Genomic DNA, 14,494 nt, shown 5'->3' on the forward strand with positions numbered 1-14,494 from the left:
ATTCGGCTTGCGGAGTAGATTTCACGCGTGAGCGAAGATCGAGTTCGGGTGCAGGTCGGCGCCGATGGCATAGCGACTGCGACCATGGTTCGCGCCGACAAGCACAATGCGCTGGACCGGGCCATGTTCGAGAGTTTGGTGGACGCCGCCGCGCAACTGGCAGCGGATAAGTCGGTGCGGGCGGTCGTGCTGCACGGCGAAGGGAAGAGCTTCTGCTCGGGCCTCGATGTGGCCAGCTTCATGTCCGGGCAGGGCGGCGTCGGCGTGCTGATGGAACGCGACGGCGACCGGGTGGCCAACCTGGCGCAGCGGGTGTCCTATGACTGGTCGCTGGTGCCCGCGCCGGTCATCGCCGCGATCCACGGCAATTGCTTCGGCGGCGGATTGCAGATCGCCCTGGGTGCCGACATCCGGATCGCCGCGCCATCAGCGAAGCTGTCCGTCATGGAGGTCAAGTGGGGCCTGGTGCCCGACATGGGCATCACGCAGACGCTGCCGCGACTGGTACCCATCGACGTCGCCAAAGAGTTGACGTTCACCGGTCGCATCGTCAGCGGCAGCGAGGCAGTGGCCCTCGGGTTGGTCACCCGCAGCACCGACGATCCCTTGGCCGCGGCGCTGGCGCTTGCAGCCGAGATCGCGCAGAGGTCTCCGGATGCGGTGCGCGCCGCCAAGCGTCTCTACGACCGCACCTGGGTCAGCGACGACACCGCTGCCGCCCTGTTGCTCGAATCCGAGCTACAAGACGGATTGATCGGCAAGCCCAATCAACTCGCCGCCGTCAAGGCCGGCATGACTGGCGAGCCGCCGGTCTTCGCCGACCCTGCGTGAGCGGCGTCGGCGGTTCCGATCGTCGGCACCCCGGGCACCTGGAACGTCGTCCTCTCTGTCCGACAGTCTGTTGACTTGCTCAACACAGTGTTGATAATTTCGGGACATGACTGAAACAGTCGATGTCGTCATCGTCGGAGCCGGCATTTCCGGCATCAGTGCAGCCTGGCATCTGCAGAAACGGTGCCCAACAAAGCGGTACCTGATCCTGGAGCGGCGCGACAAGCTCGGTGGCACCTGGGACCTGTTCAAATATCCCGGGATCCGCTCCGACTCCGACATGTACACGCTGGGCTTCCGGTTCAAGCCGTGGGCGTCCGAGCAGGCGATTGTCGACGGGCCGTCGATCTGGAACTACCTGAACGAGACGGCCACCGAGAACGGCATCGACCAGCACATGCGGTTCGGCACCAAGGTGGTGGCCGCCAACTGGTCCGACGACGACGGGTTGTGGGAGTTGACCGTCGAGCAGGACGGGAAGCGCAGCCAGATCAACTGCGGCTTCCTGTGGGCGTGCTCGGGCTACTACAACTACGACGAGGGTTTCTCGCCGGAATTCCCGGGGGCCGACGACTTCGCAGGCACCATCGTGCACCCACAACACTGGCCCGAGGACCTCGACTACCAGGGCAAGAAGATTGTGGTGATCGGTAGCGGTGCGACCGCGATCACGCTGATTCCTGCTCTGATTGATTCCGGTGCCGGTCACGTCACCATGCTGCAGCGGACACCGACCTACATCGGTGCGTTGCCCGACAAAGACAGTTTCGCTGCCCGCGCATACAAATACGCTCCCGAGAAACAGGCCTACACCGCGGTGCGCTGGAAAGCGATCCTGCAGAGCACACTGCAATATCAACTGGCCCGGAAATTCCCGAACACTTTCCGAAAAGCACTGCGCACCATGGCTACCCGTCGGCTGCCCGAGGGCTACGACTTCGACAGGCACTTCAGCCCCGACTACAAGCCGTGGGATCAACGCGTCTGCCTGGCGCCCAATGGTGACATCTTCAAGAAGATCCGCAAGGGTAAGGCCGACGTCGTCACCGACACGATCGAAACCTTCACCAAGACCGGTATCAAGCTCTCGTCGGGGGAGGAGCTCGAAGCCGATATCATCGTCACCGCAACGGGTTTGAACGTGCAGTTCTTCGGTGGCGCCGAGGTGCGGCGCAACGGTGCACCGGTTGACCTCGCCGATTCGATGGCCTACAAGGGCATGATGTTGTCGCGGATGCCCAACCTGGCGTTCACCTTCGGCTACACCAACGCGTCCTGGACCCTGAAAGCCGATCTGACATCGGAATTCGTGTGCCGGCTGCTCAATTACATGGACGCCAAGGGTTTCGACATCGTCGTGCCCGCAGATCCCGGTCCGGACGTGGAACCACGGCCATTCGTCGATCTCAAGTCGGGTTACGTCACGCGGGCGCTGGACACGTTACCGAAATCGGGATCGAAGCTGCCCTGGCGGTTGAAGCAGAACTACTTCGTCGACCTCCGGTTGATCCGTAACGGAAAGGTCGACGACGAGAGCCTGGTATTCAGCAAACACCGTGCGACAGCTGAGTTGTCCGCCTGACCTCCGGATCAATGCACCGCACCCTTTTTGACGCCGATCACGACGCATTCCGAAACTCGGTGCGCGATTTCGTCACTCGCTACATCGAGCCCAACGAGGAAAAGTTCATCGAGCAGCGCCGCATCGATCGTGATACCTGGCTGCACGCAGGTGCCAACGGATACCTCGGCCTGGACGTACCCGAAGAGTACGGCGGCAGCGCCGCCGGCGACTACCGGTTCAACGCGGTGCTCGGTGAGGAGTTGGCGCGGTCCAGCGCGGCGGCGGCATCGGCGTTCGGCATCCAGTACGACGTCGTCGCGCCCTACCTGGTCAAGTTGACCACCGAGGAGCAGCGCCGCCGCTGGCTGCCGAAATTCTGCAGTGGCGAGCTGATCACCGCTATCGCAATGACCGAACCGTCGGGCGGGTCCGATCTGGCTGCCCTGAAGACGACTGCCGTCAAAGACGGCACCAGCTACGTCATCAACGGTTCCAAGACGTTCATCACCAATGGCACGCAGGCCGATCTGATCATCGTCGCCGCCCGCACCGATCCGGCGAAGGGTTCGAAGGGCATCACCCTGTTCGCGGTGGAAGCCGACAATCCCGGGTTCAGCCGTGGCCGCAAGCTGGACAAGGTGGGTCAACCCGAGGCCGACACCGCCGAATTGTTCTTCGAGGATGTCCGGGTCGACGAGACCGCGATCATCGGCGAACTCGACCGCGGTTTCATCCACATGATGACCCTGCTGCCCCAGGAGCGAATCAGCGCCGGCGTGGCCAACCTCGCCCACGCGCGCTACGTCCTAGAAGAGACGCTGACCTACGCCCGGGAACGCAAAGCGTTCGGCCAGCCGATCGGCTCGTTGCAGTGGAACAAGTTCCTGCTCGCCGAGATGGTCACCAAACTCGATGTCGCACAAGCATTCGTCGACAAATGCGTCGCCGCCCACGTGGCAGGCCGGCTGACGGCGATCGACGCCGCCAAGGCGAAGTTATGGACCTCCACCGTCCAGAACGAGATCCTCGATCAGTGCGTGCAGATCCACGGTGGGTACGGCTTCATGAACGAATACCGGGTTGCGCGGGCCTGGAAGGATGCTCGGGTGACCAAGATCTGGGCCGGCTCCAACGAGATCATGCGGGAAGTGATCGGCCGCGACCTGGGCCTCTAGAAAGATGCCTGCGCCCCCGCCCGTCGGGTGAGGTGATCGATCTGGAGATGGATCGAATACAGCACCAGCGGCGGCAGCACGATGAACGGAATGTTCTCGGCGAAGAACTTGAAGCCCAGTCCGAAAGCACCCTGCCCGATGTGGCTGAACCCGGCGCCCACTTCCGCCAGGAAGTACACGGCCGTGCTGCTCATCAGCACCGCGACACCGGCGAAAGCGACCCACAGGCAGCGGATACGGGATTCGGCGGGCAGCCCGGATCGGATCAGCCGCGTCCAGGCCGCGAACGCGGTCAACCCGGTACAGACCCCGACCACCTCGAGCGCGAAGATCCACGGATTGCCGCTGACGTAGCGGGTGTCGGCCAGCCCATACTGCCACCACAACCATTTCCAGCCGGGGTCCGTGGTCGGCGCCCACCACCCCAACGGGTGGCCGATCAGGAACACCAGTTCGTACCCGATCTGGCTGCCCGCGGTGTACGGCAGATAGAACAGGGTCAGTTCGGCCGCCCTGTCGAGCCGAGATCGCTGCTCGCCCGGTGCATTCCACAGGATGACGAAGGGCAGCAGCAGCACCGGGATGCCGAAGATCAGGTTGACCACGACATCGGTGGTGAACGTCGGTTTGATGATGCCGATGCCCACGCCGATGGTGACCAACAGGAAGACGGCGAAGGTGAACACCGCGGTGAGTTTGTAGATTTTCAGCCGGTGCGGCGCCCACGGCTGGGCGAAGTCGGTCTCGTGTTCGCGGATCGTCGTCACGTCATCGGGCACGCTGCATCCTCCGTCGCCGAGGCAAGTATCAACTACTTGTGATACCGACCGAGCTTACCGGTTCGGTCAACGCAGTTGGGGCAGCACCTCGCCGGCGACCAGTTCGAGATGCGCCAGGTCGGACATGTCCAGCGTCTGCGCGTACACCCGTTGCACGCCAAGCTCGGCCCACGGGCCCAGCTTGTCGACGATCTCGGCGGGCGTGCCGACCAGCGGACTGTTGGACCGCATCTCGTCCACCTCGCGGCCGATCACCCCGGCCCGGCGGGCGACCTCGGCGTCGTCGCGGCCGGCACACAGCACGAAGGCAGCGGAGTAGACCATCGAGTCCGCGGGCCGCTCGGCGGCGGCTACGGCATCGCGGACCCGGTGAATCTGCTTCTCCGCGACATCCATCGGCACGAACGGAAGGTTGAATTCCGCGGCGTACCGGGCGGCAAGTGCCGGCGTGCGTTTGGCGCCGGTACCCCCGATCACAATCGGCGGGTGCGGGGTCTGGACCGGTTTGGGCAGCGCCGGTGAGTCGGTGACGGTGTAGTACTCGCCGGCGTGCTCGAAGGTCTCGCCCGGCGCCGTCGTCCACAACCCGGTGATAATGGCCAATTGTTCGCTCAATCGGTCGAAGCGTTCCCGTACCGAGGGAAACGGAATCCCGTAAGCATGATGTTCGCTTTCGAACCAGCCACTGCCCAGGCCGAATTCGACTCGTCCACCGCTCATTTCATCCACCTGTGCCACCGCAATCGCGAGCGGTCCGGGGTGACGGAAGGTCGCTGAGGTGACCAGGGTGCCCAGCCGGATGGTCGAGGTTTCCCGCGCGATCGCGCCCAGCGTCACCCACGAGTCGGTCGGGCCGGGCAGGCCGTCGCCGCTCATCGCGCGGTAGTGGTCGGAGCGGAAGAAGGCGTCGAAGCCGGCTTGTTCGGCGGTTTGCGCGACGGCGAGCTGGTCGGCGTAGGTCGCGCCCTGTTGCGGCTCGACGAACACTCGACACTGCAGGGAGCGGCTCACGTCAGTTGCCTTCCAGGTACGGCTTGCGCAGCTCCTTCTTGAGGATCTTGCCGGTCGGATTGCGCGGTAATTCGTCGGTGATGTCGACCGTCTTCGGGCACTTGTAGGCGGCCAGACGCTCGCGGGCAAACGAGATGAGTTCTTTCTCGGTAGCCTCTCCCTCTAGGGCGACAACGGCTTTGACCACTTCGCCCCATCGTTCGTCGGGCACTCCGATCACCGCGACCTCAACCACCGCCGGGTGTTCGGCCAGTACCCGCTCCACCTCGATCGAGTAGATGTTCTCGCCGCCGGAGATGATCATGTCCTTCAAACGGTCCTCGACGAAGACGTAGCCTCCGTCGTCAACCCGGCCGATATCGCCGCTGCGGAACCAACCGTCTTCGGTGATCGCCTCCGCGGTCGCCTCCGGCTGATTGTGATAACCCTTCATCAACTGCGGTGTGCGGAACCACAATTCGCCCTGCTCGCCGGTCGGCACGTCCTCGAGCGTGTACGGATCGACGACCCGCACCTCGGCGTTGGGCACCAACGTCCCGGCGCTGCTGAGCCGCTCCGGGTGGTCTTCGGCGCGGTGTGCTTCGGGCAGCAGGTGGCTGATCACGCCGCAGACTTCGGTCAGGCCGTACGCCTGGATGAAGTCGGTGTCCGGCCACGCTTTCAACGCCGCGCGCAGCAGCGGCAGCGGCATCGGCGACGCGCCATAGGAATACGTTTTGAGCGCGCCGAACAGTTTCACCGCGTCCTCGCCGGATTCCAGCACCTTCGCCAACACCGCGGGGACCAGGAATGTCCGGTTGGCGCCCTTGAGGATCGCGCCGGCCAGCGTCTTGCCGTCGGCGTCGCGCGTCATCACGCTGGGAACCCCGTCGTGAATCCCGAACTGCACGTAGGACGATCCACCGACATGGAACAGCGGCATCGAGACCATGCTCTTGTCGCCCGGATCGAATTCGAAACCCTCGTGCGCGTTGATCGTGTGCGCGATGAGGTTCGCCTGCGTCAGCTGCACCCCCTTGGGGCGCCCGGTGGTACCGGAGGAGTACATGATGATGCACACGTCGTCGGGCTCGACGTCGTCGGCTCTGCCGACCGGTGTCGCGCCGGCCAGCAGAGCCTCGTATTCATCGCCGTCGCCACCTTCGGGCGTCACTTCAATGACGTGTTCGATGCTGTTCAGGTCGCCGCGGATCTTGTCGATATTGGGTTTTAGTTCGGTGCCGACGATGAGCACCTTCGCGCCGGAATCGTTGAGCACGTAGTCGAGTTCGTCGGCGGCCAACCTGAAGTTGATGATCGCGTTGGCCGCACCCAGGGATGCGGCGGCGAATGTCAGCTCCACACAAGCCGGATGATTCTTGTCCAGGAACGCCACCACGTCACCGCGCCCGACACCGAACTCGGTGAGCGCACCGGCCAGCCGGCGTACCCGGTCGTTCCACTGCGACCAGGTCCACTGCCGGTCCAGATAGTCCATCGCCTCGTCGTCGGGCTTGGTCTCGGCCCAATAGGCCAGGCGGTCGTCGAGCAAGCGGGGATCAGGTGGAGTCGACATGACTTGAGCCTCTCATCCTGGTCAATATCAGTGAATCCGGGCGCTCCCGCCGAGTCCGACCTCCAAGACGCTGCCCGTAATCACCCCGGGATCGGTGACCAGGTACACGACCGCGCGGCTGACGTCCTCCGGTTCGATCCAGGGTTGCGGTATCGGGTTGGCCTTCATCATCCTGCGCACCAATTCGTCGGGAACGGACTCGTCACCCTCGGGTTGGACCATCGGCGTGCGGGTGGTGGTGGGGCAGACGACGTTGACCGTGATGCCCTCCTTGGCGACCTCCAGCGCCACCGATTTGGCGAGCCCGATGATGCCCCACTTTGTGGCGTTGTAAGCCGCCAGATCCGGGATGCCCATCCGCCCGCCCATCGAGGAGGTCACCACGATCCGGCCGAAGCGCTGCTGGCGCATCACCGGAATGATCGCCCGTAAGGTGTGGAAGACACCGCTGAGGTTGGTGTCGACCAGTTGCCGCCACATCTGATCGCTCACTTCGGTCAACGGACCCGTGCTGACGATGCCCGCGTTGGCCACCACGATGTCGAGGCTGCCCAGGTCGGCGACCGTCTGCTCGACGGCGACGTTGACCTGACCCGAGTCGCGCACATCGACCGACAGCGGCACACAACGCCGGCCCAGTTCCTCGACCAGCTTGGTTGTCGTCCGCAAATCGTCCTCGGTGCCCAGCGGATAGGTCAGCTCCTGCATCGGCCCGGGCGCATCGACCGCGACGATGTCGGCGCCCTCGGCGGCCAGCGCCAACGCATGCGCGCGACCCTGACCTCGGGCCCCGCCGGTGATCAATGCGACCCGTCCGTCTAATGCAGCCATGAAAGGTCACGGTACCGCTGACCCCGAAACAGGTTGCGGCGGGCGGTGTTCAGCCACTCAGTGCTTCGGCCGGGGGGCCGGCAACGGGACGCAGACGCCCCGCATGCACGCGTAGTTGTGGCGTGGATAGATGGATTGGGCGGGCCGGGGCGCTTGCTCACATTCGCCGGCGGCACATGGCGGTTCTTCGGCTTGTGCCGGCGCCGGGCCCGCGAGCATCGCCGACGCCGCCAGCAACACCCCACTGAATGCTTTAACTGCGATCATCTGTGGTGGACCTCGACCCTCACTTGCGCCCGGTTACGACGATAGACCTCGTTGCCGCGCCAGCCCAGTTCGTTGTCCGACCGGCAACTGCATAGGGTTTGCAAATGAGCGTCGACGAGCAGCGCGCAGGAATCGATCTCACCAATCTGGATCAACCGCTCAGTCCCGACGCCGGCGCCACCAAGCGGAACCTGGTGGACTACCTGGAGGCCGTGGCCGACCGCATGTTGCCCGGACTCGTCGGGCGTCCGCTCACCGTGCTGCGGGTGTTGCGGGGACGGGCGCCGTTCATGCAGAAGAACGTTCCCAAGTACACCCCGGGCTGGGTGCGCACGGTCGGGATCTGGGCCGAGGCCTCGCACCGCGAGGTGCATTACCCGGTCTGCGATGACCTGCGCACCCTGCTCTGGCTGGCGAATCAACGGGCTGTCGAGTACCACCCCGCCCTGGGGTTGGCCGACGACATCTACCGGCCCACGCATCTGGTGCTCGATCTCGACCCGCCGCCCGACGCCGACTTCACGGCCGTGGTGCAGGTGGCCCACCTGGTGCGGCAGGCACTGGCCGACAGCGGTCTGGCCGGCGGGGTCAAGACCAGCGGCGCCAAGGGCGTGCACGTATTCGTACCGATCGACGATCACGCGCCCGTTGACGACGTCGCGGCCGCCACCCGGGCGCTGGCCGCTCGCGCCGAAGCGCTCGATCCCACTACGGCGACAACGGCTTTCATCGTCGAAGACCGGGCCGGAAAGGTGTTCGTCGACGCGACCCGCGCCGGGGGTGCTACGGTCGCCGCCGCCTACAGTCCGCGGCTGCGGGCGGGTACGCCGGTGTCATTCCCGCTGGACTGGTCGGACCTCGACCGGGTCAGTCCGACAGATTTCACCGTGCACACGGCGATCGATGCGCTGCCCGGTCAGGACCCCTGGGCGTCGTTGCCGCCGCCCCAGCGGCTGCCGAATGATTTGATCGAGCACGGGCGCACCATCCCGGTGGCACGGGTGGCCGCCATGCACGAGGGGAAACGCCGGGCCCGGGCCAGGCGGGCGCAGGAGAACTGAGGAGCAGCGCGAGTTGGCAACGTTCAAGCGGTACCTGGTGATCCAGGCGATGATGTTCGTGTTCGGCATCGTCGGGCCGATATTTCTGATCTTGTTTTTCGCCTCGCAACCGGACCCGCAGCTGCGGTGGGCGTTTTGGGCGGGACTGTTCATCACCTACGCCGACATCATGATCGCGCTCGCCATCACCAAGGGGGCGGTGGGCAACGAGGAGCGCATGCAGGGCGCCGCGACCTGGGACTGGGCGTCGATCACCCGACGTCGTCCGGTCAAGTGACCCGGGACGCCTGGTAGTACTGGACTCGCCAGCCGTCACCGGTGTTTACGATCAGCACGCCGAGGTTGACGTTGATGACGGATCCGTCGGGAAACGTGAAGTCGGCCCGCAGATAACCAAGGACCGCGTCCGGTGCGATGTTGCGGGTCTCGAGAATGCGGTAGACGACGGTGAGCCCCACGGGTTGGGAGTCGTAGTAGGCGGTAACGCCTTGTCGCCCAACGCTGTAGGGCCGCAACCCCTGAAAGATGCCGTCCGCTGCGAACAGCTCGGCCACCCGGTGGGGTTCGTGTGCATCAATACCCGCTTTCCAGCGGTCCATCACCTCGCGGATAACTTGTTCGGCGTCCGCCACAGCATCGACCCTAAAACCAGGGGCCCGGGTAGCGGCCGTCGGTATCGCGCACCAACACGATCTGGCGGCACTCGCCGCTCGGTGGCGCGGCGGTCTCGCCCTGGCACACCAGCGTCCAGCCCACGATCCGGCCGAACGGGCGGCCCGTCCACGCGGACGCCACCGGGTTGGCGTCGGGTAGCGCGAACACCGAATAGGTGTTGTCGGAGTTGGTCACGTACAGGTGATCGCTGAAGAACGCGATCTTGGCAATCGTCTTGGCTTCGTCGCGGCTCTTGAGCAGATCCCAGTGCTGGGTGCGCAGATTCCACACGCCGTACCCGAATTGTGAAGTGGCCGAACCACGGCCGTCGACGAAGAGTTTTCCGTCCGACAGGGTGGCGGACAACCCACCACCCGCGATCCGGTCGGCGTCACCGACCTTGATGGGAGCCCGAGTCGTGAGGTCGAAGAACATGGTGGACTGGGTCGGCGGATTGTGCGACTCCCACTGCGTGATCTGCACGAGTTTGTCTGGCCCGTCGGACAATTCGCTGTCCACGCTGGCGATCTCGTCATTCCGGAAGACGGGTTCACCGGTGGGTAACCGTAATTCGGCGCCCAGCGTGCTGCCGGCCACCGTACTGCGTTGAAAGGCCAGGACGTCCTGCCAGATCCGACCCGGCTGCGGATCATCCCACAGCGTCGACAGGTCAGCGTTGGACAGGACGACCGTCCTCGGCGGTGCCGCTGCGCCGCGGCCGTCGGTGTAGGCGTTCAACCACGCCACCCCGGGCACGGTCGGGGCCAGCCGCCATTCCTTGGCCGCGGCCAGTTTCAGGTCAGGGGTCGGCGGTTGCAGTTCCTTGGTCGCCAGCGGCTGACTCGACTTCAGGTCGAACATGTAGCCGGTGGTCTTGGTGACGTCGCCGCCCTGGGCGGGTTTGGTCGTGGTGACCACGTAGACGACCTTGGTGTCGCGTTCGGTGTTCGACAGCGCACACATGGCGCCGGTGACGGTTTCCCCGGCAGCGACGACCGGCACCGCGGGCATGATCAATTCGGCGGTCTTGGTATCCAGGACTTTCGGCCGGATGTCGTCCAGAGCGGATTTGCTGAGCGTGAATTCGGTGGGGCAACCGAAGTAGACCGTTCCGCCGTATGTTTTCCAATCCTTGGCCAGCGGACTGATGTGCGGCGGGGGCGGCGCAACGGTGTTGGCGGCAACTTTGGACGTCGGTGCCGCACTGCTCGCCGACTGGCCGGCGGGCGGGCTGACCGTCGCTGAAGTGGCGCAGGATGCCGTGGCCAAGCAGGCAAACGACACGACCAACGCACGCATGCGTCCGGACGTGAACAGCCTGTTAGACACCCTCATCAGCGTTCCCCCGCCAAGTCCCGGTTTTCTCGAGCCTAGGGCCGGCGCCGGTATCCGGCGAATCGGGGCGGTCTACGAGTTTGCACGGATGTTTTGCTGTGCGAGGTCCGACAGGCTCGCTAGCATGAGCGGCACCGGCCTACGCGTGGACACAGTGACTTGGAGCGACCTGGGCGTGCACGAGCTGCCGAGCGGCACGGTGACGTTGCTGCTCGCCGACATGGAAGGTTCGACTCGGCTCTGGGACAGCCAGCCCGAGGAGATGGCGGCCGCGATCGCCCGGTTGGATCGCGCATTGGGTGATCTGGTGGCCGTCCATAACGGTGTCCGCCCGGTCGATCAAGGTGAAGGCGACAGCTTCGTCATCGCGTTCAACCGGGCCGCCGACGCGGTGGCCTGCGCCCTCGCCCTGCAACTGGCTCCCTTGGCTCCAATCCGCCTGCGCATCGCGCTGCATACCGGCGACGTCCAGCTCCGGGACGAGAACAACTACATCGGACCGGCCATCAACCGGACCGGCCGGCTACGCGACCTGGCCCACGGCGGCCAAACGGTGCTGTCGGGTGCGACCGAGGCGATGGTCTTGGACAGCCTGCCGCCCGGTGCGTGGCTGCTCGACCTCGGCACCTATCAACTACGCGATCTGCCGCGCCCGGAACGGGTGGTGCAGTTATGCCATCGCGACCTGAACAACGACTTCGCCCCGCCCCGGACCGCGGAAACCGTTGCACTGCATAATCTTCCAGCGCACTTGACCAGCTTTGTGGGTCGCGGTGAGCAGCTGGTGCAGGTGCGGCGCTCATTGGATACGAGCAGGTTGGTGACGCTTACCGGAGCCGGCGGGGTGGGCAAGACCCGCCTCGCCATCGAGGTGGCGAGCTCGCTGTCCGACGAGCTGGACGCGGGCGTGTGGTTCGTCGACTTGGCGCCGATCGCGGATCCCGACCTCGTGGCGATCGCCACCGCCCGGGCCCTTGGTCTGCCCGACCAGCCGGGTCGCTCGACGATTGAGACGCTGCTGGGGTTCATCGGCGAGCGCCAGCTGCTCTTGGTGCTGGACAATTGTGAACACCTGCTCGATGCGACGGCGCAAATGATCGAGGCGCTGCTCAACGCCGGTGCCGGCCTGCGGTTGTTGGTGACGAGCCGCGAGCCGATCGGGGTCGCTGGCGAGGTGACGTGGCGGGTGCCGTCGCTGTCGCTGGACGGGGAGGCGATCGAGTTGTTCGTCGATCGGGCGAGATTGGCCCGCCCGGATTTCTCGCTGGCCGATCAGAGCGCCGCGGTATCCGAGATCTGTCGGCGCCTCGACGGCATGCCGCTGGCGATCGAGTTGGCGGCGGCGCGGGTGCGGGCGTTGGCGGTCGAGGAGATCCGCGAAAGTCTGCAGGACCGTTTTCGTCTGCTGACCGGCACCTCCCGGACGGCGGTGCGCCGCCAGCAGACGCTGCGGGCTTCTGTCGACTGGTCGCATGCGTTGTTGACCGACGCGGAGCGGGTGTTTTCCGCCGGCTGGCGGTATGTGTCGGCGGCTTTGATCTGGCTGCCGCCCGGACAGTGGCCGGCGACAATGAGGTCGAGCGCTACCAAGCACTCGACCAGATCACTCTGCTGGTGGACAAGTCTCTGGTGAGCGCTGAAAGTGCCTGTGGCACAACACGTTACCGCATGCTGGAGACAGTGCGCCAGTACGCGCTGGAAAAACTCGCCGAATCGGGCGAGGGCGACGACGTACGGGCCCGGCACCGTGACCACTACCTCGACGTTGCGCGGGTTCTCGACGACCCGGGCGCGGCAAGTGATCAGCAGCAGATCGGGCGGGTCGAGAGCGAGATCGACAATCTACGGGCCGCGTTCGCGTGGAGCCTTGACCGGGGCGATCCTGAAACCGCGCTGCGGTTGGCCACCGCGTTGGCTCCGCTCTGGGTGATCCGCGGCCGTATCCAGGAGGCCATCGTGGGCTGGTTTGACGCCGCTCTGGCCGAAAGTGACCGCCGTCCCGGGGCAGCATCACCGGCGGTGGTGTCACGTGCGTTCGCGGACAAAGCCGTGCTGCACACGTGGGCGGTCGGAAGCTGTGGTGACGAGTGGGCTGAGCACGCTGTGGAGATGGCACGCGAGACCGGCGACCAGGCGCTGGTGGCGCGTGCACTGACCGCCCGCGCGGTGATGGCCGCCAGTCGGGGTGAAGCCAAACAGGAGCATTTCGACGAGGCCATCGGCTCGGCGCGCTCCCTCGGCGACAAGTGGACGCTGGGTCAGGTATTGGCCTGGCAGGCGAGTTTCGAATATCTTGCCGGCGAACCGATCGCGGCCCGCACAGCGGCCGAAGAGGGACATCGGGTGGCGACCGAAGTCGGCGATCGGTTCACCCTCCGACTGTGCACCGTGTGGCTCGGTTGGGCGCAGGTTGTGGTCGGAGACCTGGCCGGCAGCGTTACCCGCCTGCGCGATCTGGAAATTGACGCGGCAGCCGCTCAGGACGCACTCCCGTGGGCATTGGCCAACACTTATCTCGGCCTGGCCCTCGCCTACCGGGGTGACACGGAATCCGCTCAGCTGGCTCTCAACAAACCCATGCAGGTCATCACCGACCTCGGCGACCTCTGGCTGGGCAACGCAAACGGCATGCACGCTGTCGCGCACCTGGCTGCCGGAGAGACATCGGACGTCGTGCGGACCAGTGCTGAAGCCTGGGAACGGTTGTATGTCAACCAGTTCCATCAAAAGTCATATGTCTATCTGCGGGCCGAGGGCGCGTTGCTGGGCAACGACATCGCGCAGGCGCGCCGGTGGGCCGACGGAGCCGTCTCGGTTGCCAGCTGTTGGCACCGGGTGCTGGCTCTGACAACCCGCAGTCGCGTGGCGATCGCGCAGGGGGACACCGAACAAGCGGAACGTGACGCATATGACGGCCTGTCGCTGGCGGCCGCGTTGGGGGCGCTGCTCGGGGTACCGGATCTCTTCGAGTTGGTGGCGACCCTGGCGATCGACGCCGGGCGCTTCCCCGAAGCCGCGCGGCTGTTCGGCGCGGCCGATGCGCTACGGCAGCGGATGGGTTCGGTGCGATTCCAGGTCTACGAGTCCTCGCATGCCGAGGCGATCGACCAGTTGCGTGCGGGCTTCGGCGACAACGAGTTTGACGACGCTTATGCCGAGGGCGCAGCGATGGCGACCGAGGAGGCAATTGCCTACGCGCAGCGGGGACGTGGCCAACGCAAGCGCCCGAGCAGCGGATGGGCGTCGCTCACCCCGACCGAACGCGCCGTCGTCGACCTGGTCAGCGAGGGACTGGGCAACAAGGCCGTCGCCGGAAGGCTTTTCATCTCGTTGCGCACCGTCGAGAGTCACCTCACCCACGTGTACACCAAACTGGGCCTGACTTCTCGCGTCCAACTCGCGCAGGAGGCAGCGCGCCACGCGTGATAGAC

General features: G+C 65.3%; 11 protein-coding genes and 1 pseudogene. 6 read left to right on the forward strand and 6 right to left on the reverse strand.

Features of this window, described 5'->3' with window-relative positions:
- Positions 1-27 precede the first annotated feature (27 nt).
- From AC5Y6Y_RS05715 to AC5Y6Y_RS05725, 3 genes are all read left to right on the forward strand, one after another.
- Positions 28-831 (forward strand): crotonase/enoyl-CoA hydratase family protein, encoded by an 804-nt coding sequence (locus AC5Y6Y_RS05715; protein WP_473139377.1) that lies wholly within the window; start codon positions 28-30, stop codon positions 829-831.
- A gap of 106 nt (positions 832-937) precedes the next feature.
- Complete coding sequence (locus AC5Y6Y_RS05720) at positions 938-2,413, forward strand: flavin-containing monooxygenase (RefSeq protein WP_463825722.1); 1,476 nt, start codon at positions 938-940, stop codon at positions 2,411-2,413.
- Between the two features lie 11 nt (positions 2,414-2,424).
- Positions 2,425-3,570: an acyl-CoA dehydrogenase family protein gene (locus tag AC5Y6Y_RS05725; protein WP_473139376.1), complete on the forward strand. Its 1,146-nt coding sequence runs from the start codon at positions 2,425-2,427 to the stop codon at positions 3,568-3,570.
- Here the strand turns inward: AC5Y6Y_RS05725 and AC5Y6Y_RS05730 are convergent.
- The 4 genes from AC5Y6Y_RS05730 to AC5Y6Y_RS05745 all read right to left on the reverse strand — a co-directional run bounded on the left by AC5Y6Y_RS05730 (position 3,567) and on the right by AC5Y6Y_RS05745 (position 7,746).
- Positions 3,567-4,349 carry an emopamil-binding protein gene (locus tag AC5Y6Y_RS05730; protein WP_473139375.1) on the reverse strand — a complete coding sequence of 261 codons (783 nt, stop codon included), beginning with the start codon at positions 4,347-4,349 and terminating at the stop codon, positions 3,567-3,569. The genes AC5Y6Y_RS05725 and AC5Y6Y_RS05730 overlap by 4 nt on opposite strands.
- A gap of 66 nt (positions 4,350-4,415) precedes the next feature.
- Complete coding sequence (locus AC5Y6Y_RS05735) at positions 4,416-5,348, reverse strand: LLM class F420-dependent oxidoreductase (RefSeq protein WP_473139503.1); 933 nt, start codon at positions 5,346-5,348, stop codon at positions 4,416-4,418.
- A 13-nt stretch (positions 5,349-5,361) separates the two neighbouring features.
- Positions 5,362-6,915 (reverse strand): long-chain-fatty-acid--CoA ligase, encoded by a 1,554-nt coding sequence (locus tag AC5Y6Y_RS05740; protein WP_473139374.1) that lies wholly within the window; start codon positions 6,913-6,915, stop codon positions 5,362-5,364.
- A gap of 27 nt (positions 6,916-6,942) precedes the next feature.
- Positions 6,943-7,746 carry a mycofactocin-coupled SDR family oxidoreductase gene (locus AC5Y6Y_RS05745; protein ID WP_473139373.1) on the reverse strand — a complete coding sequence of 268 codons (804 nt, stop codon included), beginning with the start codon at positions 7,744-7,746 and terminating at the stop codon, positions 6,943-6,945.
- Between the two features lie 371 nt (positions 7,747-8,117).
- Here AC5Y6Y_RS05745 and AC5Y6Y_RS05750 point away from each other — a divergent pair, with 371 nt between their 5' ends.
- Both AC5Y6Y_RS05750 and AC5Y6Y_RS05755 read left to right on the forward strand, forming a co-directional pair.
- A complete protein-coding gene (locus AC5Y6Y_RS05750) occupies positions 8,118-9,074 on the forward strand; it encodes a DNA polymerase domain-containing protein (protein ID WP_463825727.1) in 957 nt (318 codons plus the stop codon).
- A gap of 13 nt (positions 9,075-9,087) precedes the next feature.
- A complete protein-coding gene (locus tag AC5Y6Y_RS05755; protein WP_473139372.1) occupies positions 9,088-9,351 on the forward strand; it encodes a hypothetical protein in 264 nt (87 codons plus the stop codon).
- Here the strand turns inward: AC5Y6Y_RS05755 and AC5Y6Y_RS05760 are convergent.
- Positions 9,344-9,706: an SgcJ/EcaC family oxidoreductase gene (locus tag AC5Y6Y_RS05760; RefSeq protein ID WP_463825729.1), complete on the reverse strand. Its 363-nt coding sequence runs from the start codon at positions 9,704-9,706 to the stop codon at positions 9,344-9,346. The two genes, AC5Y6Y_RS05755 and AC5Y6Y_RS05760, sit on opposite strands and share 8 nt — an antisense overlap.
- Before the next feature lie 10 nt (positions 9,707-9,716).
- Positions 9,717-11,063, reverse strand: coding sequence for a hypothetical protein (locus AC5Y6Y_RS05765; RefSeq protein ID WP_473139371.1), 1,347 nt, complete (start codon positions 11,061-11,063; stop codon positions 9,717-9,719).
- Positions 11,064-11,187: 124 nt separating this feature from the next.
- Here AC5Y6Y_RS05765 and AC5Y6Y_RS05770 point away from each other — a divergent pair.
- Positions 11,188-14,489: pseudogene (locus AC5Y6Y_RS05770) on the forward strand (LuxR family transcriptional regulator).
- The last annotated feature ends 5 nt before the right edge of the window (positions 14,490-14,494 follow it).

The sequence above is a fragment of the Mycobacterium sp. NGS24 genome (genome assembly GCF_059813065.1).